The 20,187-nt window shown below is 61.4% G+C and carries 15 protein-coding genes, 1 other RNA gene and 1 CRISPR repeat array; of the genes, 11 read left to right on the top strand and 5 right to left on the bottom strand.

What is annotated here, in order from left to right:
* The 6 genes from casB to cas2e are packed head-to-tail and all read left to right on the top strand — an operon-like array spanning position 1 to position 4,137.
* Positions 1-522, top strand: a complete 522-nt coding sequence (gene casB / locus ACEW7X_RS12345; protein ID WP_253596334.1) for a type I-E CRISPR-associated protein Cse2/CasB — start codon at positions 1-3, stop codon at positions 520-522.
* 13 nt (positions 523-535) lie between these two features.
* Positions 536-1,669 carry a type I-E CRISPR-associated protein Cas7/Cse4/CasC gene (gene cas7e / locus ACEW7X_RS12340; protein ID WP_253102538.1) on the top strand — a complete coding sequence of 378 codons (1,134 nt, stop codon included), beginning with the start codon at positions 536-538 and terminating at the stop codon, positions 1,667-1,669.
* A 2-nt stretch (positions 1,670-1,671) separates the two neighbouring features.
* The gene (gene cas5e / locus ACEW7X_RS12335; protein WP_253102536.1) at positions 1,672-2,334 is read left to right on the top strand and encodes a type I-E CRISPR-associated protein Cas5/CasD; all 663 of its coding nucleotides are present in this window, start codon (positions 1,672-1,674) and stop codon (positions 2,332-2,334) included.
* Positions 2,309-2,920, top strand: a complete 612-nt coding sequence (cas6e, locus tag ACEW7X_RS12330; protein ID WP_420177271.1) for a type I-E CRISPR-associated protein Cas6/Cse3/CasE — start codon at positions 2,309-2,311, stop codon at positions 2,918-2,920. The genes cas5e and cas6e overlap by 26 nt, the downstream gene beginning before the upstream one ends.
* Before the next feature lie 3 nt (positions 2,921-2,923).
* Positions 2,924-3,838, top strand: coding sequence for a type I-E CRISPR-associated endonuclease Cas1e (gene cas1e / locus ACEW7X_RS12325; RefSeq protein WP_264622975.1), 915 nt, complete (start codon positions 2,924-2,926; stop codon positions 3,836-3,838).
* Entirely contained in the window at positions 3,838-4,137 is a 300-nt protein-coding gene (cas2e, locus tag ACEW7X_RS12320; protein ID WP_253102530.1) for a type I-E CRISPR-associated endoribonuclease Cas2e, read from the top strand. The genes cas1e and cas2e overlap by 1 nt, the downstream gene beginning before the upstream one ends.
* 62 nt (positions 4,138-4,199) lie before the next feature.
* A CRISPR array of direct repeats spans positions 4,200-8,321; the repeat unit is 29 nt; unit sequence GTGTTCCCCGCGCATGCGGGGATGAACCG.
* Positions 8,322-8,755: 434 nt separating this feature from the next.
* On the opposite strand, the gene ssrA is transcribed toward cas2e, so the two are convergent.
* The 5 genes from ssrA to ompA form a co-directional block, all read right to left on the bottom strand.
* Positions 8,756-9,119: a transfer-messenger RNA gene (gene ssrA, locus ACEW7X_RS12315) on the bottom strand.
* Between the two features lie 100 nt (positions 9,120-9,219).
* Positions 9,220-10,158 carry a DMT family transporter gene (locus ACEW7X_RS12310; protein ID WP_068366284.1) on the bottom strand — a complete coding sequence of 313 codons (939 nt, stop codon included), beginning with the start codon at positions 10,156-10,158 and terminating at the stop codon, positions 9,220-9,222.
* Positions 10,159-10,247: 89 nt separating this feature from the next.
* The gene (locus tag ACEW7X_RS12305) at positions 10,248-10,928 is read right to left on the bottom strand and encodes an HAD family hydrolase (RefSeq protein ID WP_238591267.1); all 681 of its coding nucleotides are present in this window, start codon (positions 10,926-10,928) and stop codon (positions 10,248-10,250) included.
* Positions 10,925-11,653, bottom strand: a complete 729-nt coding sequence (ubiG, locus tag ACEW7X_RS12300) for a bifunctional 2-polyprenyl-6-hydroxyphenol methylase/3-demethylubiquinol 3-O-methyltransferase UbiG (protein WP_134838728.1) — start codon at positions 11,651-11,653, stop codon at positions 10,925-10,927. The genes ACEW7X_RS12305 and ubiG overlap by 4 nt, the downstream gene beginning before the upstream one ends.
* Before the next feature lie 162 nt (positions 11,654-11,815).
* Entirely contained in the window at positions 11,816-12,427 is a 612-nt protein-coding gene (ompA, locus tag ACEW7X_RS12295; protein ID WP_068366279.1) for an outer membrane protein OmpA, read from the bottom strand.
* Positions 12,428-12,920: 493 nt separating this feature from the next.
* Between ompA and gyrA the strand changes: the two genes are divergently transcribed.
* The 5 genes from gyrA (at position 12,921) to aroA (ending at position 20,174) form a co-directional block, all read left to right on the top strand.
* The gene (gene gyrA, locus ACEW7X_RS12290; protein ID WP_415358508.1) at positions 12,921-15,638 is read left to right on the top strand and encodes a DNA gyrase subunit A; all 2,718 of its coding nucleotides are present in this window, start codon (positions 12,921-12,923) and stop codon (positions 15,636-15,638) included.
* A gap of 6 nt (positions 15,639-15,644) precedes the next feature.
* Positions 15,645-16,775, top strand: a complete 1,131-nt coding sequence (serC, locus tag ACEW7X_RS12285; protein WP_134838727.1) for a 3-phosphoserine/phosphohydroxythreonine transaminase — start codon at positions 15,645-15,647, stop codon at positions 16,773-16,775.
* On the top strand, positions 16,768-17,871 hold the full coding sequence (gene pheA, locus ACEW7X_RS12280) for a prephenate dehydratase (RefSeq protein WP_068366269.1): 1,104 nt from the start codon (positions 16,768-16,770) through the stop codon (positions 17,869-17,871). The genes serC and pheA overlap by 8 nt, the downstream gene beginning before the upstream one ends.
* Before the next feature lie 79 nt (positions 17,872-17,950).
* Positions 17,951-18,862, top strand: a complete 912-nt coding sequence (locus ACEW7X_RS12275; protein WP_420177270.1) for a prephenate dehydrogenase — start codon at positions 17,951-17,953, stop codon at positions 18,860-18,862.
* Complete coding sequence (gene aroA / locus ACEW7X_RS12270) at positions 18,807-20,174, top strand: 3-phosphoshikimate 1-carboxyvinyltransferase (protein WP_420177269.1); 1,368 nt, start codon at positions 18,807-18,809, stop codon at positions 20,172-20,174. Before ACEW7X_RS12275 ends, aroA begins: the two co-directional genes overlap by 56 nt.
* Positions 20,175-20,187: the final 13 nt, after the last annotated feature.

Raw genomic sequence — 20,187 nt, 5'->3', positions numbered from 1 at the left:
GTGAGCGAACACGCGGAAAGATTCATCGAAAACCTCAAGGCCTTGCGCGAACGCGATGCCGGCGCCATAGCGGTGCTGCGGCATAGCCTGACTTTTGAGCCTGGCGCTTATCCGAGGGCATTTCCCTATGTGGAACGATTTGTTGGGGCTGAGCGTTCGGCCAGGAATGTTTGGCGGCTGGCTCTGTATGCCGTAGCTGGGTTGTTTGCACGGCATCCCGAACAGCAGAACCGCAGTTTTGCTGCCGCCTTTGGCGAATTGCTGCGTAAGCGTGAGAGTCCGAGTATCGAAAAGCGCTTCATTGCCCTGCTCGAAGCCGATGCCGACAACATCCTCGATTACTTGCGCCAGGCCATCAGCTTGCTGGCGGCTGATGATATAGGTCTGGACTATGTCCGCTTGCTGGACGATCTTGCCGTCTGGATGAACCCGCATGCAGACCGGGATCGTTTGCGCCAACACTGGGCACGTGATTTCTACCGCGCCGCCGAATTCAACACCGAATCTGATATCGCCTCGTAAATGGAAAGCCCTCATGAGCACGTTCATCGAATTTCACTTGATCCAGAATTTTGCCCCGTCCAATCTCAACCGCGACGACACCGGCGCGCCGAAAGATGCCATCTTCGGTGGCCAGCGCCGGGCGCGGGTGAGCAGCCAGTGTTTCAAGCGGGCCACCCGCCTTGCGGCAGCCGAGCATGATCTGGTGCCAGAGGCGTATCGCGGGATCCGAACCAAGAAGCTGAGGAGCTTGTTGCTCGAACAGTTGGCCGAGCGAGATGTCAATGAAGCCGCAGGCAAGATCGAAGTTGCCTTGGGGGCGGCTGGCTTGAAACTCAAGGATAATGGCAAGACCGAATATCTGTTGTTCCTGGGCCAGAACGAAGTGGCGGCGTTTGCGGCATTGATTGACCAGTACTGGGATGAACTGGCCGTGGGCAGCGAGAAAAAGAGCAAGAAAGACGCCAAGGCCGGCATTCCGCCTGAGATCGTCAAGAAGGCCAAAGCCTTGTTGGATGGAGGCAAGGCCGTGGATGTGGCCTTGTTCGGTCGTATGTTGGCCGACCTGCCGGCGGTCAACCAAGATGCAGCCTGCCAGGTGGCTCATGCCATCAGCACTCATCGTGTCGAACGTGAGTTCGACTATTTCACTGCCGTAGATGACAAGGGTGGCGAGGATGAAACCGGGGCAGGCATGATTGGCTTGGTGGAATTCAACTCGGCCACTTTTTACCGCTATGCCGTGCTGGACGTGAAAAAACTGCTGGAGAACTTGCAGGGTGACCGTGAGCTGACACTGGCGGCAATCGAGGCCTTCACGCAGGCGCTGGCACGTGCCATTCCCAGTGGCAAACAAAACAGCTTTGCGGCGCACAACCCGCCCGAGTTCATCGGTGTTTCCTTGCGCCACGCCACGCCGCTGAACCTGGCCAATGCCTTCGAGCTGCCGGTCAAACCCAGATCCGACGTTTCCCTCACTGCGCAGTCGGTCGCTGCGCTGGCCAATTATGAAGACAAGCTCGCTTCCGTTTACGCCACGCAGCAGGATCAGTGGTTGTACCTTGATCTTACCGGCCGTTGGCCACAGGACAAGGGCGAAGCGCAGATGTCCCTGGTTGAATTGGCGCGTCGTTTGCGGGAACTGGTTGCTGCCAGTTTGGGGGAATGAAAGTGGCTACCTTGCTATTGCGTCTGCAAGGACCTATGCAATCGTGGGGTACCACCAGCCGTTTCGACGAACGTGATACGCAACTGGAACCGTCTAAGTCCGGCGTGATCGGCCTGGTTTGCGCAGCATTGGGGCGTGACCGTAGTGAGCCGGTGGAGGATCTGGCCACGTTGCGTATGGGTGTGCGCGTGGATCGTGAAGGAGTGCCGATGCGGGATTACCAGACCGCGACTGGCGTCATCAACGCAACGGGCAAGGTGGAAAAGGATCGTACTGTGGTCAGCCCCCGCTTTTATCTGTCCGATGCAGTATTCCTGGTAGGGCTGGAGGGTGATCGCACCTTGCTGGAAAGTATCTACGAAGCACTGCGCCAACCTGTCTGGCCGCTGGCGCTGGGGCGTAAAAGTTTCGTACCGTCGATGCCGGTGCATTTGCCTGAGGCCCTGCTTGATGTCAGCTTGGCGCAAGCACTGTTTCAATGGCAGGCCTTGGTGGGTGATGGAAAAGAGGCGCGGCGGTTCGTGTTGGAAGATGCTTCCGAAGGGGCAATCCGGCTTGATCAGCCGGTGGCTCCTTTTGCCGAACGACGTTTCGGTCCGCGTTTTGTGAAAACCCTTGTATTACCAGCAGGAGGCGAGCGTGCATCTGACCCGGTTATGGCTTGACCCGCTCGCACCGCAAGCGCGGCGCGACCTGGCCGATCCTTATGACATGCACCGTACCCTTGTGCGAGCTTTCGCGGATGACGTCTCTCTACCACCGCCGCGCTTTCTCTGGCGACTGGAAACGTCGGCGGCTTGGCGGGATCCACAGTTGATTGTGCAGTCTAGTGATTCTGGGGACTGGGCCTATTTGGACGCCATACACGGCTATTTGAAAAAATCGCCGGAAATCAAGTCCGTGGCGCTCGAAAGCCTGCTCCGTCGCGACAGTCGATACCGTTTCCGGTTGTTGGCAAACCCCACAGTGAGCCGCGAAGGCAAGCGCTTTGGCTTGGCGTCGGAAGACGCACAACTGGCTTGGCTGTCCCGTCAGGGGGAGCGGCTGGGTTTCCACGTTGAAATGGCATTGGTTGCTGCCAGTGATCTGCTCGTCATTCGTAAAGGAAAGACGAAGATTCAATTACAGCGAGCCTTGTTCGAGGGAATTCTGCAGGCATTTGATGTCACAGCGTTGACTGCTGCTGTTCAGGCTGGTATCGGCCCGGGCAAGGCATTCGGTTGTGGCCTGTTGAGCTTGGCGCGGGTCTGAAGCATGCTTCCTCCACTCAAGCCGCTACCGATGAAGGACCGCGTGTCAATGATCTTCATCCAGTACGGGCAAATAGATGTCATTGATGGCGCGTTTGTTGTCATCGACAAGAATGGCGTGCGCACGCACATTCCCGTTGGTTCGGTAGCCTGCATCATGTTGGAGCCGGGCACGCGGGTTTCCCATGCGGCAGTCAACCTGGCGGCGACCGTTGGTACGTTGCTGGTCTGGGTAGGGGAAGCCGGCGTACGCTTGTATTCCAGCGGCCAGCCCGGTGGTGCTCGTGCAGACCGGTTGTTGTACCAGGCAAGGCTTGCCTTGGATGATGACCTTCGTTTGAAGGTCGTGCGTAAAATGTACGAAGTACGTTTCGGTGAGCCAGCGCCGGCGCGGCGTAGTGTGGAGCAACTGCGTGGAATTGAAGGTGCTCGGGTTAGGGCTACCTACAAACTGTTGGCACAGCAGTACAAGGTGAATTGGCAGGCACGTAATTACGATCGCAACCAATGGGATGCGGCCGACATCCCAAACCGTTGCTTGTCGGCTGCGACCGCGTGTCTGTATGGCATCACCGAAGCTGCGGTCCTGGCAGCAGGTTACGCGCCGGCGGTGGGATTCATTCATACCGGCAAGCCACTTTCCTTCGTGTACGATATTGCAGATTTGTACAAATTCGAAACAGTGGTGCCATTGGCTTTTCGTATTGCCTCCAAGTCACCGATTGCTCCGGAACGTGAAGTCCGCATGGCTTGCCGTGATCTGTTTCGTTCGGAAAAGCTGCTGGGCCGTATCATTCCATTAATTGAGGAAGTGCTGGCCTCAGGTGGCATCTCCCCGCCCGAAGCGCCGCCTGAATCCGTCCCTCCGGCCATTCCCAATCCCGATGGCCTGGGTGATGCAGGGCATCGGAGCCGGTAATGTCATTTTTGGTTGTCGTCACTGAGAACATTCCTCCCCGTTTGCGCGGGCGGCTGGCCATCTGGTTATTGGAAGTGCGCGCTGGCGTTTATGTTGGTGATGTTTCCAAGCGGGTAAGGGAGATGCTCTGGCAACAGTTGGAGGCTGGGTATGAAGATGGCAGCGTGGTAATGGCGTGGGCGAGTCCAACCGAGTCAGGTTTCGACTTCCAGACGCTAGGCGCTAATCGTCGCAGACCGATTGACTATGACGGTTTGAGGTTGGTGGCGTTTGATCCACAGATGGAATCTGATCTTTAACAAAATTCGGTAGTTTTTCTATTGCCATATTTGTCTTTATGGATCAATGGCTTATATTTGGTGTGTTCCCCGCGCATGCGGGGATGAACCGACCCTCTCCCTGACCGGCGTGGCTCCTGTCCTGTGTTCCCCGCGCATGCGGGGATGAACCGTCTACGCCATCCACGCGAAGTATCTCACCACCGTGTTCCCCGCGCATGCGGGGATGAACCGACACCACGAAACACTAGCGATAATTCATGGCCGTGTTCCCCGCGCATGCGGGGATGAACCGCCGCTAATGACGTTTGCTGCCGTCTGCGGCTTGTGTTCCCCGCGCATGCGGGGATGAACCGCCCCTCAAACACATCGACAACCTGCGCGAGATGTGTTCCCCGCGCATGCGGGGATGAACCGCGCTCCCACAGCATCTCGTCGGCCTAGTCACCGTGTTCCCCGCGCATGCGGGGATGAACCGGCCGATGGCCGGTGGTCTATTGACCGCCTGAAGTGTTCCCCGCGCATGCGGGGATGAACCGTCTGCTCAAGCGGAGTGCCATCATCGACACCCGTGTTCCCCGCGCATGCGGGGATGAACCGGTGATCGGTCCGTATAACACGCCCTATGTGTCGTGTTCCCCGCGCATGCGGGGATGAACCGCTGATTCTTTTCGTTCTCACACTCACGCTGCGGTGTTCCCCGCGCATGCGGGGATGAACCGCAACAAACCTGCGCGACACCATCACCCCGAAGGTGTTCCCCGCGCATGCGGGGATGAACCGTCAGCTGCCGGACGGCGACCCGGCTAAGTCTAGTGTTCCCCGCGCATGCGGGGATGAACCGGTGGACCCCTAGAACGGGCCAGCACCAGGACGTGTTCCCCGCGCATGCGGGGATGAACCGTCAGATACGTCCTGCCGTCATGCTCGCGGGTGGTGTTCCCCGCGCATGCGGGGATGAACCGCTTACGTATTCACCGAATCCGGGAATTTCAGCGTGTTCCCCGCGCATGCGGGGATGAACCGGCCAAAATTGCCAAAAATAATGGCGATGCGACGTGTTCCCCGCGCATGCGGGGATGAACCGTATTACCGCCGCAGTCCGGCCAGGAGCGTGGCTGTGTTCCCCGCGCATGCGGGGATGAACCGTACTCACTCAACCCCCTAACCGTCTCATACCCGTGTTCCCCGCGCATGCGGGGATGAACCGCAGCATGAGTCGGTGCTTGTCCTTCGGGACTTGTGTTCCCCGCGCATGCGGGGATGAACCGCCGCGCTGTATCTTGACGCCTGGAAGTGGGCAGTGTTCCCCGCGCATGCGGGGATGAACCGTACATTGGCGCAGCGCTGGCTGATGAATCACCGTGTTCCCCGCGCATGCGGGGATGAACCGTCGAACCAAATGAACGCCGACGACCTCATTGCGTGTTCCCCGCGCATGCGGGGATGAACCTCGAACCAAATGAACGCCGACGACCTCATTGCGTGTTCCCCGCGCATGCGGGGATGAACCGAAAACGCAGGATGCGCGACCGGAGGCATTCAGGTGTTCCCCGCGCATGCGGGGATGAACCGCTGGCCGAATCGAAACTGGTTGACTATCTCACGTGTTCCCCGCGCATGCGGGGATGAACCGACAATCCTAGCGACTGTTTTCTCCCCTGTGCAGTGTTCCCCGCGCATGCGGGGATGAACCGACAGTCCTGTCCAGAAACTGATCGACGGCTTGGTGTTCCCCGCGCATGCGGGGATGAACCGCGCACAATCCATCCAGATCGGCAATACTTATGTGTTCCCCGCGCATGCGGGGATGAACCGAAACCTCACGCGGGAAGCCGCGCTACCGTTTCGTGTTCCCCGCGCATGCGGGGATGAACCGCAAGCCAGCAAATCGCTGACCAATCTCGGCATGTGTTCCCCGCGCATGCGGGGATGAACCGGATCAGTGCCGGCGTCTTCTCACGCTGCTTCGCGTGTTCCCCGCGCATGCGGGGATGAACCGGCAGGGCGAACGGATTGGATTAGTCGATATGGGTGTTCCCCGCGCATGCGGGGATGAACCGACATAGCCCCTATTCTTTTCGTCTGTAATTTCGTGTTCCCCGCGCATGCGGGGATGAACCGTCGCGGTAATTGACGATTTGTGCCAGGTTCCAGTGTTCCCCGCGCATGCGGGGATGAACCGCGCCAACCTGTCCGGCAGCAGCCAGCGCATTTGTGTTCCCCGCGCATGCGGGGATGAACCGTTCGCATTATGCATGGCGGGGAGAAATACGTAGTGTTCCCCGCGCATGCGGGGATGAACCGAAAATAGACGCCGGGCCGCCCAGCGCTGAAACGTGTTCCCCGCGCATGCGGGGATGAACCGGCATGGCATACATGATTGACATGCTGGGCCACGTGTTCCCCGCGCATGCGGGGATGAACCGGAACATTAAGCGAGACGAATTCACTATTGTTCGTGTTCCCCGCGCATGCGGGGATGAACCGCGGGCATGTGGTATGTCACAAAAGAATTAGATGTGTTCCCCGCGCATGCGGGGATGAACCTGCCCCTGGCGGGTTTAGTTGAATAATAGTCCCGTGTTCCCCGCGCATGCGGGGATGAACCGGCCAATATTTTTTGATGACTTCTTTTGCGTCCGTGTTCCCCGCGCATGCGGGGATGAACCGTGGCTGGCTCCAATCGGATAAGATTTAGATTCGTGTTCCCCGCGCATGCAGGGATGAACCGTGACCCTGGCGGGTTCAATTGAATAATAGTCCGTGTGTTCCCCGCGCATGCGGGGATGAACCGCCTGGGCCCCACCCCAGGCCGGAGCGCTTCGCGTGTTCCCCGCGCATGCGGGGATGAACCGGCTATCCGGGGGCGTGCGCTGGGGCAAATATCGTGTTCCCCGCGCATGCGGGGATGAACCGGAGAACGGTAATGGCTGAGAACCAGTGGATGAGTGTTCCCCGCGCATGCGGGGATGAACCGTTGCTTGGTGATCTGGTTGCGGCGCTTGGCGGGTGTTCCCCGCGCATGCGGGGATGAACCGCCTGCCCTCGATCAGCTTCTTGTAGCCGAGTAGTGTTCCCCGCGCATGCGGGGATGAACCGCCAACTTAGCGCCAGCGCAGCTATTTTGTTGGGTGTTCCCCGCGCATGCGGGGATGAACCGAAAATCCAGTCCATCATTCCCCCTTTGCCGCAGTGTTCCCCGCGCATGCGGGGATGAACCGGCCGAACAATTCGGCGGCTGTCGTCATCTCGGGTGTTCCCCGCGCATGCGGGGATGAACCGGCTTACCGAAAAGGAAACCGCCATGTGGTTCAGTGTTCCCCGCGCATGCGGGGATGAACCGGCAGAACGTCGCGGAAATGGTTGTTGGATTCAGTGTTCCCCGCGCATGCGGGGATGAACCGACTATCTCGATCTGGTTCGCCTGCCGCTTTACGTGTTCCCCGCGCATGCGGGGATGAACCGATAGGGACTCGGGATGTCCATCTGTTTCCTTTGTGTTCCCCGCGCATGCGGGGATGAACCGCGACAGCGTTACATAGAGGCTGTAAAGATTGCGTGTTCCCCGCGCATGCGGGGATGAACCGGCTGGTGGTGGACGGGAGAAACCATAGGCCAGAAGTGTTCCCCGCGCATGCGGGGATGAACCGTAAATCATCGCGGCTGCACCCATCAATTGCAATGTGTTCCCCGCGCATGCGGGGATGAACCGGTCGAATGGCACAATCGGGGCGCACACAATAAGTGTTCCCCGCGCATGCGGGGATGAACCGCGGCTTGGAACATGGGCGATTGGGGATGGACTGTGTTCCCCGCGCATGCGGGGATGAACCGCTCTACGCCCACCCGCCCCGCGCCCAGGCTGAAGTGTTCCCCGCGCATGCGGGGATGAACCGAAACTGGATATTCTGGAGCTGTCCAGGATGAGGTGTTCCCCGCGCATGCGGGGATGAACCGGCGCGACGGACTGCTGATCGGAGGCTGCTATGCGTGTTCCCCGCGCATGCGGGGATGAACCGCTGATCGAGCGCGGGCTGATGGTTGCTCATGAGTGTTCCCCGCGCATGCGGGGATGAACCGTCCATCCGCGCGTCCGGGTGAATGTGAACGCTGTGTTCCCCGCGCATGCGGGGATGAACCGGCGCCGGAATTGGCTTGCAACGGCTTGGCCTGGTGTTCCCCGCGCATGCGGGGATCACTGGAAGCTGTCGGCGTTGCAGAAAGAGAAGCTGCGCCAGTACCTAGCCCGGTCGCCCGTATTGCAGGCGCTGTATTTTGCCAAGCAACAACTTAATGGATTTCTGGTGATGATGCGCCTGAAGGAAATGTTCTCACGCAGGGCGTATGGATTCAGAAACTTTGAGAATTACCGCATGCGGGTCTTGGCCTAGTGCGGTTGGAATGGTGTGATCAACCGGGTCTGATGAATCACCGTCCCCCGTTTATGGGGTAGAGCCGTGGCCTTGAGAACGCTCGCGTGACCACCAGAGAAAACGGAGAACAGAGAGGCGACGGCGGGGGCGAAAACGCCGCCTTCGCAGGGGTGGCGCTCGCGAGGCAATGCCCGGAAACCGCGCCAACACTGGGGGGAACAGACAAAAAAAAACCAACCGAGAACGGTTGGTTTTTTAAATAGTGGTGGAGCCGGCGGGAATTGAACCCGCGTCCGCAAGCCCTCCGCAGGCAGTTCTACATGTGTAGTCGATAAATTTTAAGTTTTAACCTTGGATCATGCCTATCGACAGGCCCTTCCTTGGCGATTCACTGGATTTAAGATCTGGCTTCGTGACCCAGACAGACCCGATTCTTTGTAGATGACGCTGCTCCAGGTTTTACCCTGGCTGACCCAAAGACAAATCAGTGCAGCGGCTCACCGCTTAAGCGGCCAGAGCGAAACGCTCGTCGTTGGCGTTTGTAGTTTTCCAGTGGATTTACGAGCGAACTGGTGCTCGACATGCCCTGCTCTGTTTCATGACCCACGTCGAATCCGGATCGGCCCCAGAGGTAGTTAATTCTACGCGTACATGCTGGCTAATGCCAGCATTATGTTTCAAACAGGTGTCTCCCGTGCGCAACCGCATGGCACCAGCCTCTGTGGCGTCATGACTGTGCTGCCGGCGCCTTGCTGTCCGGCGCGCCTGGGCGGTTGCGCCAGCGGCGCGGCTTGAGCTCGCTCACAATGATGCCCAGTACGACCAGGCTGCCGCCCAGCAGCGCCAGCGCAGGCAGGCGTTCGCCGGCAATGCGGCCGATCAGCCCGGCCCATACCGGTTCGCCAGCATAGATGATGGCCGCCCTGGCGGGATCGACGAAGCGCTGCGCCCAGTTCATGACCAGCTGGATCAGGGCGCTGGCCAACCCCAGGCCGCCCGCGCACAGGAGCAGCGTCCAGGAGAACGGCGGGATGCGGGTTTCTCCGGCAAGCGGCATGAGGGCGAACGCCGTGACGGAGGCCGTGGCCAGTTGCACGACCACTACGCGGCGCAGGTTCACGCTCCTGGAGAAATGGCTGATGAGCACGATTTCAACTGCCACCGCAAAGGCGCAGAAAATGGTCAGCCATTGGCCTTGGTTCAGGGTAATGGCGCCCGTGTTGTTGCCGGTCAGCAACAGCAGGCCGCTGAAGGCCAGCAGGATACCCAGCCAGGTCATGAGGCGTGGCGCTTTGCGCAATAGCAGCCATTGCAGCAACAGTACCAGGGGCATGTAGAGCGCGGTCAGGAAGGCGGATTCGCTGCTGGTGATGGTTTGCAGGCCCAGGGTCTGGGCGCCATATCCCAGCGTGATGGAAATGCCGATGACGACGCCGGCCCGGATGTCGCGCCAAGTCATGCCGCGCAGCGCGTTCAGGGAAATCAGCCCGACGGCCAGGGTGGCGGCGGCAAAGCGGCAGCCGACGAAGAACATCGGGGTGCTGCTGCCCAGGGCGTACTGGACGGCCAGGAACGTGCCGCCCCAGATCATAGTGATGAACACCAGGGCCAGTTGCGGCGCGAGCGCAACGGCACGGCTGGGCCGGGAAACGGCGGAGCGAGGCATGGTGAGGGTGGCGCGCAGGCGCGTTTGGTAAGAGGAGGCTTGGAGGGAATAAGCCCCGGCGCGGCAGCGACGCCGGGGCAGGCCGGTGCCTAGCGGCGCGGCAGCAGTTCCAGTACTGCGTCCCAAAGTTCGTCGGGATGCCCGACATAGAGGTCGGCGCCCCAGTTGCGGGCCTGTGCCGGGTCGCAGTAGCCGAAGCCGACGGCGATGGTGCGCGTTCCGGCTTCCCGGCCAGCGATGATGTCGCGTTCGTCATCGCCGACATAGATGGTGTCGGCAGCCTGGTAGCCCGCCAGCCGGATCGCATGTGCGACGGGTTCGGGATGGGGCTTGGCGTAGGCGCAGGTATCGCCGCAGACAGTCGCCGCGCTGCGGCGCATCAGGTCCAGGTATTCGATGATGGGCAAAGCCAGGCGTTCGACCTTGTTGGTGACGATGCCCCAGCCCAGCCCGTGGCCTTCGAGGTTGCCCAGCAGCTCGGGGATGCCGGGAAAGAGGTCGGTGCGTTCCGTCATGCAGGCGGCGTAGTCGGCCAGGAATTGTTGCCGCGTAGGCTCGAATTCCGTGTCGCTGCGTTCCAGGCCCAGCGCGACGCGCAGCAGTCCGGGCGCGCCCTGGGAGGCCACTGGGCGCAGTGCTTCATAGGGCAGGTCTTCCAGCCCGCGACGCCGGCGCTGCTTGTTGGCAGCTTCCGCCAGATCAGGTGCCGAGTCAGCCAGGGTGCCATCGAAGTCGAAGAGAACCAGGCCCTGGTAGGTCATTTGGTTCATTTGGTGGTTGCCATCATGTAATTGACCGAGGTGTCGCCGGACAGGCGGTAGTGCTGGGTCAACGGGTTGTATTCCATGCCGCGCATGCTTTGCGCCGTTAGTCCGGCGCGGCGCACATAGGCGGCCAGTTCGCTGGGCTTGATGAATTTGTCGTGTTGATGCGTGCCGCGCGGCAGCAGCTTGAGCACATATTCCGCGCCGACGATCGCAAACAGGAAAGACTTGGCGTTGCGGTTCAGCGTGGAGAAGGTCGCCAGGCCGCCGGGTTTGAGCAGGGTGGCGCAGGCTTTCACGATGGAAGAGGGGTCGGGCACATGCTCCAGCATTTCCATGCAGGTCACGACATCGTAGCTGCCGGGTTCACGTTCGGCCAGCGCTTCGACAGCGACGGATTCATAGTCAACCTTGATGCCGCTTTCCAGGCTGTGCAGGCGCGCCACCTGAAGCGAAGCGTCAGCCAGGTCTATGCCTTTGACCTCGGCCCCCTGGGCCGCCATGCTTTCGGCAAGAATGCCGCCGCCGCAGCCGACGTCGAGAATACGCAGGCCATTGAGGGAACCTCCTGCCTGTTCACGTATCCAACCCAGACGTAGGGGGTTGATTGCATGCAAGGGCTTGAATTCACTTTCGGGGTCCCACCAGCGGGAGGCGAGGGCGCTGAACTTGTCCAGTTCGGCCTGGCTGACGTTGTGATGCTCGGTGGCAGGCTTGGATGTGGTGGTCATGGCACGGAAAATGTCAGTGAAGAGGGCCCTGGCCCTGCATCGTTAACAGGTTTGCCTGGTTCGCTGCCGGCGTGCCCGGCTGCGCATGGGCAAAAAAAAGGGTTCCGAAACCGGAACCCTTTCATTGTAAGCCGTCAGCCAGAAAACTGGCTGCCTGGCTTATTAACGGCTGTAACGCGTACCGACGATTTCGATTTCCACGCGACGGTTCTTTGCGCGGCCTTCACGGGTACGGTTGTTGGCGATAGGATCAGCCTTGCCCTTGCCTTCCGTGTAGATACGGTTGGGGTCGATGCCTTGCTCAACCAGGTAGTTCTTCACGGACTGAGCGCGGCGCTCGGACAGCTTCAGGTTGTAAGCGTCAGGACCGGTCCAGTCGGTGTAACCGACGGCGATGATGGTTTCCAGGTCGATAGCCTTGGCTTGAGCAGCGACTTGGTCCAGCAGCTGACGGCCTTCTGGCTTCAGGTTGGCTTTGTCGAAGTCAAAGAAGGTATCGGCGTTGAAGACAACCTTGGTCGCGACAACGGCAGGGGCGGGCTTGGGAGCCGGGGCCGGAGCCGGAGCAGCTTCAGCAACGGGTACACCGTCGCAGCCGGGAACGCCGGTAGCAGGCGTCCAGAAGGCATCGCGCCAGCACAGTTCGCCGTTGACGTTGCGCCAGACTTCGCCGGAGCTGTTGCGCCAGTTGTCCACATTCTGAGCGGAAGCGGCGCCAGCGGCCGTGACGGCGGCGAACGCAAGCGCCAGAGCGAATTTGGAGGGCTTGTTCATATTTCTCCTCGTTAAGCTTGAAGCTGAATAAGTGACTTGCAGCGAATCCCCCGCCACAATCAGGAAGCGGGGCCAGTATAGCAATGCAAGGCTTGTTTGGCGCATTCATTGCTGGGGGCTTCCTGCGTGCCTGAAGTCAATCTTACGGTGATTTCGTCGCTTTCGTCTTGCGGCGTGGGGCGATTGACCTTTCCTTTGTGGATTTCTGGCAGTTGGGCCATTTTTCTTGTTGGTTTTTGGCAACAATGCCCAGGGGGATGGGTGTCAGCCGGCTTTTGCGCCGGATTGCACGCGGTGTCAGGTGGAAAACCATGGAATTTGGCCGCCAATGCTAGAATGGCCTGTTTAGTCCGCCATGCTTTCGTGCGTGTGTACGAGGCCTGCCCGCCAGCGCTGTTGCGATGGCGCGGGATAGTGCGGCGCCATTCCCATTCCGGGAGCGCTGCGCTGCATGCCGGTGGGCAGTAACTGATTTTGGATAGCCGCCACAACTATGGATTCCTTCGCCAAGGAAACACTTCCCGTATCGCTGGAAGACGAAATGCGCCGCAGCTACCTCGATTACGCCATGAGCGTGATCGTCGGACGGGCACTGCCTGATGTGCGAGACGGCCTCAAGCCTGTGCATCGCCGTGTGCTGTTTGCGATGCATGAGCTGAACAATGACTGGAACCGCGCCTATAAGAAGTCTGCGCGTATCGTCGGGGACGTCATCGGTAAATATCACCCTCACGGTGATCAGGCGGTCTATGGCACCATCGTCCGGATGGCCCAGGACTTCTCGCTGCGCTACATGCTGGTGGATGGCCAGGGCAACTTCGGCTCCATCGACGGCGATGGTGCGGCTGCCATGCGCTATACCGAAATCCGCCTGGCGAAGATCGCCCATGAGTTGCTGGCCGATATCGACCAGGAAACCGTGGATTTCGGGCCTAACTATGATGGCAGCGAGCAGGAACCGCTGCTGTTGCCGTCGCGCCTTCCCAACCTGCTGGTCAACGGCAGTTCCGGTATTGCCGTCGGCATGGCGACCAATATCCCGCCGCACAACCTGTCTGAAGTGGTCGAGGGCTGCCTTTATTGCCTGGCCAACCCGGAGTGCTCGGTCGATGAGCTGATGGAGCGCATTCCTGCACCGGATTTCCCTACCGGGGGCATCATCTACGGCATGTCCGGCGTGCGCGAAGGTTACCGCACGGGCCGTGGTCGTGTGATCATGCGCGCCAAGACTCACTTCGAGGACATGGAGCGTGGCAACCGCCAGGCCATTGTCGTCGATGAACTGCCCTACCAGGTCAACAAGAAGACGCTGCAGGAACGCATTGCCGAGCTGGTCAACGAAAAGAAGATCGAAGGCATTTCCGATATCCGCGATGAGTCCGACAAGGACGGCATGCGTCTGGTGATCGAGCTCAAGCGTGGCGAAGTGCCTGAGGTTGTGCTGAACAATCTCTACAAGAACACGCAGCTGCAGGATACCTTCGGCATGAACTTCGTGGCGCTGGTCGATGGCCAGCCCCGCCTGCTGAACCTGAAGCAGCTGGTGCAGTACTTCCTGCTGCACCGTCGTGAAGTGGTGACGCGCCGCACGGTGTTCCAGCTGCGCAAGGCGCGCGAGCGCGGCCATGTGCTGGAAGGCCTGGCAGTGGCGCTGGCCAATATCGACGAATTCATCACCATCATCAAGGCGGCGCCCACGCCGCCGGTGGCGCGCCAGGAACTGATGGCGCGTACCTGGGATTCCTCAGTGGTGCGCGAGATGCTCGCGCGTGCCGATGGCGAAACCCCGGGCGGGCGCGAAGCCTATCGCCCCGAAGGGCTGGAAGCGCAATTCGGCATGCAGGCCGACGGCCTGTACCGCCTGAGCGAAGTCCAGGCTCAGGAAATCCTGAACATGCGCCTGCAACGCCTGACCGGGCTGGAGCAGGACAAGATCGTCGGCGAGTACCGCGACGTCATGCTGCTGGTGGCGGATTTGCTTGATATTCTTTCGCGTCCTGAGCGCGTCAACCAGATCATCGGCGACGAACTCCAGGCCATCAAGGCTGAATTCGGTGCCAAGGACGAGCGTCGTTCCACCATTGAACACAATGCGACGGAACTGGATACCGAAGACCTGATCACGCCGATGGATATGGTGGTGACGCTTTCTGCATCCGGCTACATCAAGAGCCAGCCGCTGTCCGAGTATCGCTCGCAGCGTCGCGGCGGGCGTGGCAAGCAGGCGTCGGCCACCAAGGAAGACGACTGGATCGACCAGCTCTTCATTGCCAATACCCACGACTTCCTGCTGTGCTTCTCCGACCGCGGACGCGTCTATTGGTTGAAGGTGTGGGAAGTGCCGCAGGGCTCGCGCAATTCGCGCGGCCGCCCCATCGTCAACATGTTCCCGCTGGCTGATGGCGAGCGCATCACGGTGGTGCTGCCGGTCAAGGCGTTCAGCGAAGACCACTACGTTTTCATGGCGACGTCGCGCGGCACGGTCAAGAAGACCCCGCTGTCGGATTTCTCCAACCCGCGCAAGGCAGGCATCATCGCGGTCGACCTGGATGAGGGCGACTACCTGATCGGCGCCGACCTGACGGATGGCAAGCATGACGTGATGCTGTTCTCCGACGCTGGCAAGGCAGTGCGCTTCGACGAAAACGATGTGCGCCCGATGGGCCGCAATGCCCGTGGCGTGCGCGGCATGATGCTGGAAGACGGCCAGCGTGTGATCGCGCTGCTGGTCGCCGAAGTGCTGCCGGAAGAAGGCGGTGAAGTCGTGGCCGAAGTCGATGGCAGGTTGCAGCCCAGCGTGCTGACGGCAACCGAGAATGGCTATGGCAAGCGTACGTCCATCGTCGAGTACACGCGCCACGGGCGCGGCACCAAGGGCATGATCGCGATCCAGACCACGGCTCGCAATGGCAAGGTGGTGGGCGCAGTGCTGGTGCAGCCCGAGGATGAAATCATGCTCATCACCACTGGCGGCGTATTGGTGCGCACCCGGGTGGCAGAAATCCGCGAAATGGGCCGCGCCACGCAAGGCGTGACACTGATCAGCGTGGATGATGGCAGCGTGCTGTCCGGCGTGCGCCGGGTCGCGGAAAGCGACGCGGACGAAGCGGAAGAGTTGGAATCGTTGGAAAACGGCGCGACTGATGGCCAGGATCCGGCCGGACAGGCGCCTTCGGCAGACCCGCAGGCGGGCGAAGAAGCAAAGGAGTAAGGCGAAATGGCCAGACCATGGAATTTCTCGGCAGGACCTTCGGTATTGCCTGAAGCGGTGCTCAAGCGCGCCGCCGAGGAAATGCTTGATTGGCATGGCAGTGGCATGTCCGTCATGGAAATGAGCCACCGCGGCAAGCAGTTCATCCAGATCTGCGACGAAGCGGAAGCCGACCTGCGCACGCTGCTGTCGATCCCGGAAGAGTACGGCGTGGTATTCATGCAGGGTGGCGCGACGGCGGAAAATGCCATCGTGCCGATGAACCTGATCAATCTGCGCGGCACCAAGTCTGCGGATTACGTGCTGACCGGCCAGTGGTCGCGCAAGTCCTTCAAGGAAGCGCAGCGCTACGGCGATGTTCAGGTCGCTGCGGCCAGCGATAGCGCGACCGTGCTCGGCGGGGTCGAGCAGGCAGCCTGGACCTGGGTGCCGCAAGCCCGGGATTGGCACGTCCGCCCCGAGTCTGCCTATGTGCACCTGTGCAGCAATGAAACCATCGGCGGCGTCGAGTTCGTCGACTGGCCCGAGCTGGCCAGCCTGGGGGCGCCGGATACCGAACTGGTGGTCGATGCGTCGTCGCACTTCCTGTCGCGCCCCATGGATGTGTCCCGCGCCGGGCTGATCTACGCCGGCGCGCAGAAGAACGCCGGCCCGGCTGGCGTGACCGTGGTGATCGTGCGCAAGGACCTGCTGGGCCATGCGTTGCCGATTTGTCCGTCCGCGTTCGACTACGCGAACGTGGTCGAAGCCCGTTCCAGTTTCAACACGCCTCCCACCTATGGCATCTACATGCTGGGCCTGGTGTGCAAGTGGTTGCTGGAGCAGGGGGGCGTGGCTGCCATCGAGCAGGCCAATATCGCCAAGGCCGACCTGCTGTACTCCTATCTGGACGGCACCAGCTTCTATCGCAACCCGGTGGAAAAATCAGTGCGTTCGCGCATGAACGTCCCCTTCGTACTGCGTGATGCCTCGCTGGATGCGGCATTCCTGGCCGGGGCGCAGGAAGCCGGCTTGATGCAGCTCAAGGGTCACAAGAGCGTCGGCGGCATGCGTGCCTCCATCTACAACGCGCTGCCCATCGAAGGCGTGCGCGCGCTGATCAGCTACATGCAGGAGTTCGAGCGTCGCCATGGCTGATGAGTCGCTTGCCGCAAAACTGCGGCCCTTGCGCGAAGGCATAGATGCCATGGATCGCGAGATCCTCGGCCTGGTATCGCGCCGTGCACGCCTGGCCCAGGAAGTGGGCAAGGTCAAGGAAGCCGCAGGTGCCAAGGGCGATGATGGCCAGGTGCTGCGCCCCGAGCGCGAAGCGCAGATCGTGCGCGCCTTGCAGCGGGCCAACGACGGCCCCTTGCCCGATGAGGCCGTCGCGGCCATCTGGACGGAAATCATTTCCGCCTGTCGTGGCCTGGAACGTACGCTGACCGTGGCCTACCTCGGGCCTCAGGGTTCGTTTTCCGAACAGGCGGCGTTTGGCCATTTCGGCCATTCGGCCCAGGGCATCCCGTGCCCCAATTTCGACGAAGTATTTCGCTGCGTCGAGGCAGGGCAGGCGGATGTCGGCATGGTTGCGGTCGAGAACTCAACTGAAGGGGCGGTCAACCGCACGCTGGATCTGCTGTTGCATTCCCCGCTGAAGATCTTGGGCGAGCATTCGTTGCAGATCCGCCACTGCCTGATGGCGCGTGACGGCATGGATGCGGTCAAGCGCATCCTGGCGCATCCCCAGGCGCTGGCACAGTGCCAGGAATGGCTGAATCGTGAATACCCCGGCGTGCCGCGGGATGCGGTTTCCAGTAATGCGGAAGCGGCGCGCCTGGCGGCCGCCGACCCGTCGATTGCCGCGATTGCAGGCGAGAGTGCGGCCGAAGTCTGGGGGCTGGCGGTTGTGGCCGCAGGCATCCAGGACGATGCGCAGAATCGCACGCGTTTCCTTGCCATCGGCAAGCGCGATGCCGAACGCAGCGGTGGCGACAAGACCAGTCTGGTCTTTGCCGTGCCCAATCGCGCTGGCGCCGTCTATGACATGATCTCCCCGCTGGCGCGCTTTGGCGTGTCCATGACGCGCTTCGAATCGCGCCCGGCCCGCACCGGCCAGTGGGAATATTATTTTTACGTGGATGTGCAGGGGCATCGCGCGGATGAGAATGTCGCCGGTGCGCTGGCGGCATTGCAGGAACGCGCTGCCTTTTTCAAGATCCTTGGTTCTTATCCCGCGCAGCAATTGGCGTGACGATAAGGGGTCGGCATGGCCGGCGCCGGCCAACCCGGTCGCGGGCTTCACTGATGCCTTGATGGGAAGCTTTGCAACGATGAACTCACCGCTTGCAGCGGATGGAAATGGGACCGGTGTCTGCCAGACACTGGCTGTCGTTGGCGTCGGCCTGATCGGCGGCTCTTTTGCGGCCGGCCTGCGTGCTGCCGGGCGGGTTGGGCGGGTGCTGGGCGTGGGGCGCCAGCGCAAGTCGCTGGACGAGGCGCTGGACCTTGGCCTGATCGACGCAGTTGCCAGCCCTGAGCAGGCGGCGCGTGAGGCCGACATTATTCTGCTGGCCACGCCGGTGAGCGCCATGGGCGTGATCCTGGGGAGCATGAAGGATGCCCTGTCTTCCCGGGCCGTGCTGACGGACGCCGGCAGTACCAAGGCGGACGTGATCGAACAGGCGCGCCTGGCGCTGGGTGACAAGGTCGCGCAATTCGTTCCCGGTCATCCCATTGCCGGCTCGCATGCGACAGGCCCGCAGGCAGCAGACGCCGATCTGTACCGCGGCCGGAATGTCATCCTCACGCCTTTGCCCGAGAACGATCCGCAGGCCGTGGCCCATGTGGCCAGCCTGTGGCGGGCTTGTGGTGCGCGCACGCGGCTGATGACACCGGATCGCCATGACGGCGTGTTCGCGGCTGTCAGCCATTTGCCGCACTGGCTGGCCGCGGCCTACGTGCACTATCTTGAAACCGGCGAAGACGCCGATCTGCGTTTCGAACTCGCGGGTAGCGGCTTCCGGGATTTCACCCGCATCGCGGCCGGTTCGCCGGAAATGTGGCGGGACGTATTCATTTCGAACAAAACAGCCATGCAGGCCGAGCTGCGGGCGTTGCGCCGGACGCTGGATCGCCTTGAGGCGGCACTGGACCGGACGGATGGCGACGCCCTGCAGCAGTGGCTGGATGAGGCCGCGCAGGCGCGGCGGGCATGGCAGCCGGGGGGCAAGCGCAGTGACTGAACATTTTCTCGATTTGCCTGCGGTGACGCAGGCGCGCGGCAGCCTGGCGCTGCCGGGTTCCAAGAGCATTTCCAACCGGGCGCTGCTGCTGGCGGCCTTGTCACCTGGGCGTACCGAGTTGCGCGGCGTGCTGGCATCCGACGACACACGTGTCATGCTCGATGCCCTGGCAGGGCTGGGTGTCGGGGTGCAGGAGCGCGGGGCAGGTGAAGTGACTGTCGATGGCGTGGCCGAGTTCGCCACCCGCCAGGCTGAGTTCTTCCTGGGCAACGCGGGGACTGCATTCCGGTCGCTGACGGCGGCGTTGGCGCTGCATGGCGGTGATTACCGCCTGGATGGCGTGCCGCGCATGCGCGAGCGTCCCATCGGCGACCTGGTCGATGCCTTGCGCGTCCTGGGCGCCAGGGTTGATTACCTGGGGGCCGGGGGGTATCCGCCCCTGAAAATCGGTCAGGGTGTGGCGGGCCAGGGCGGCGATCGCGTCAGCGTGCAGGGCAATGTTTCCAGCCAGTTCCTGACGGCGTTGCTGCTGTCTGCGCCGTTGCATGTCCAGCGTACCGGCAAGGCATTGCGCATCGACGTCGCGGGCGAGCTGATTTCCAAGCCTTATATTGGCATCACGCTGGCGATGATGGCCGATTTCGGCGTCCAGGTGGAGCAGGACGGATGGTCCAGCTTCCTGGTGCCTGCGGCCAGCCGCTATGTGTCGCCTGGCCGTTATCTGGTCGAGGGCGATGCGTCCAGCGCATCCTATTTCCTGGCGCTGGGCGCCATCGGTGGCGGTCCGGTCCGGGTCGAGGGCGTGGGCGCGCGCAGCGTGCAGGGCGATATCGGGTTTGCCGATACGCTGGCGCAGATAGGCGCCACCATCCGGCGTGGCGATGACTGGATGGAAGCCGAGGGTGTCAATGTGGCGCGGGGCGAGCGCCTGCGTGCCTTCGACATGGATTTCAATCTGATCCCCGATGCCGCGATGACGACGGCTGTTCTGGCGCTGTTTGCGGACGGACCGTGTCGTTTGCGCAACATTGGCAGCTGGCGCGTCAAGGAAACCGATCGCATCCATGCGATGGAAACCGAATTGAGGAAACTGGGGGCAGAGGTGACGTCCGGGCCTGACTGGCTGCGTGTCGTACCGCCTGGGCCGGAGCAATGGAAGCCGGCCGCCATCGGTACCTGGGATGACCACCGCATGGCCATGTGCTTTTCGCTGGCTGCCTTCGGGCCGGTGCCGGTGCGCATTCTGGAACCAGGCTGCGTCAGCAAGACCTTCCCTGATTATTTCGATGTCTATGCCCGTCTGGTGGCATAGCTGGAGCTTGTTT

The sequence above is a fragment of the Kerstersia gyiorum genome (assembly GCF_048595715.1).
Lineage (GTDB): Bacteria > Pseudomonadota > Gammaproteobacteria > Burkholderiales > Burkholderiaceae_B > Kerstersia > Kerstersia gyiorum.
This window is presented reverse-complemented; position numbering and strand designations above follow the sequence as displayed.

Excerpts from the sequence above, each read along its gene's own strand:
- ubiG (WP_134838728.1), bottom strand. The coding sequence starts at position 11,653 with ATGACCACCACATCCAAGCCTGCCACCGAGCATCACAACGTCAGCCAG.
- cas7e (WP_253102538.1), top strand. The coding sequence starts at position 536 with ATGAGCACGTTCATCGAATTTCACTTGATCCAGAATTTTGCCCCGTCC.
- aroA (WP_420177269.1), top strand. The coding sequence starts at position 18,807 with ATGAGGCCGCGCAGGCGCGGCGGGCATGGCAGCCGGGGGGCAAGCGCA.
- pheA (WP_068366269.1), top strand. The coding sequence starts at position 16,768 with ATGGCTGATGAGTCGCTTGCCGCAAAACTGCGGCCCTTGCGCGAAGGC.
- ACEW7X_RS12310 (WP_068366284.1), bottom strand. The coding sequence starts at position 10,158 with ATGCCTCGCTCCGCCGTTTCCCGGCCCAGCCGTGCCGTTGCGCTCGCG.
- ACEW7X_RS12305 (WP_238591267.1), bottom strand. The coding sequence starts at position 10,928 with ATGAACCAAATGACCTACCAGGGCCTGGTTCTCTTCGACTTCGATGGC.
- ACEW7X_RS12275 (WP_420177270.1), top strand. The coding sequence starts at position 17,951 with ATGAACTCACCGCTTGCAGCGGATGGAAATGGGACCGGTGTCTGCCAG.
- ompA (WP_068366279.1), bottom strand. The coding sequence starts at position 12,427 with ATGAACAAGCCCTCCAAATTCGCTCTGGCGCTTGCGTTCGCCGCCGTC.
- gyrA (WP_415358508.1), top strand. The coding sequence starts at position 12,921 with ATGGATTCCTTCGCCAAGGAAACACTTCCCGTATCGCTGGAAGACGAA.
- serC (WP_134838727.1), top strand. The coding sequence starts at position 15,645 with ATGGCCAGACCATGGAATTTCTCGGCAGGACCTTCGGTATTGCCTGAA.
- cas2e (WP_253102530.1), top strand. The coding sequence starts at position 3,838 with ATGTCATTTTTGGTTGTCGTCACTGAGAACATTCCTCCCCGTTTGCGC.
- cas1e (WP_264622975.1), top strand. The coding sequence starts at position 2,924 with ATGCTTCCTCCACTCAAGCCGCTACCGATGAAGGACCGCGTGTCAATG.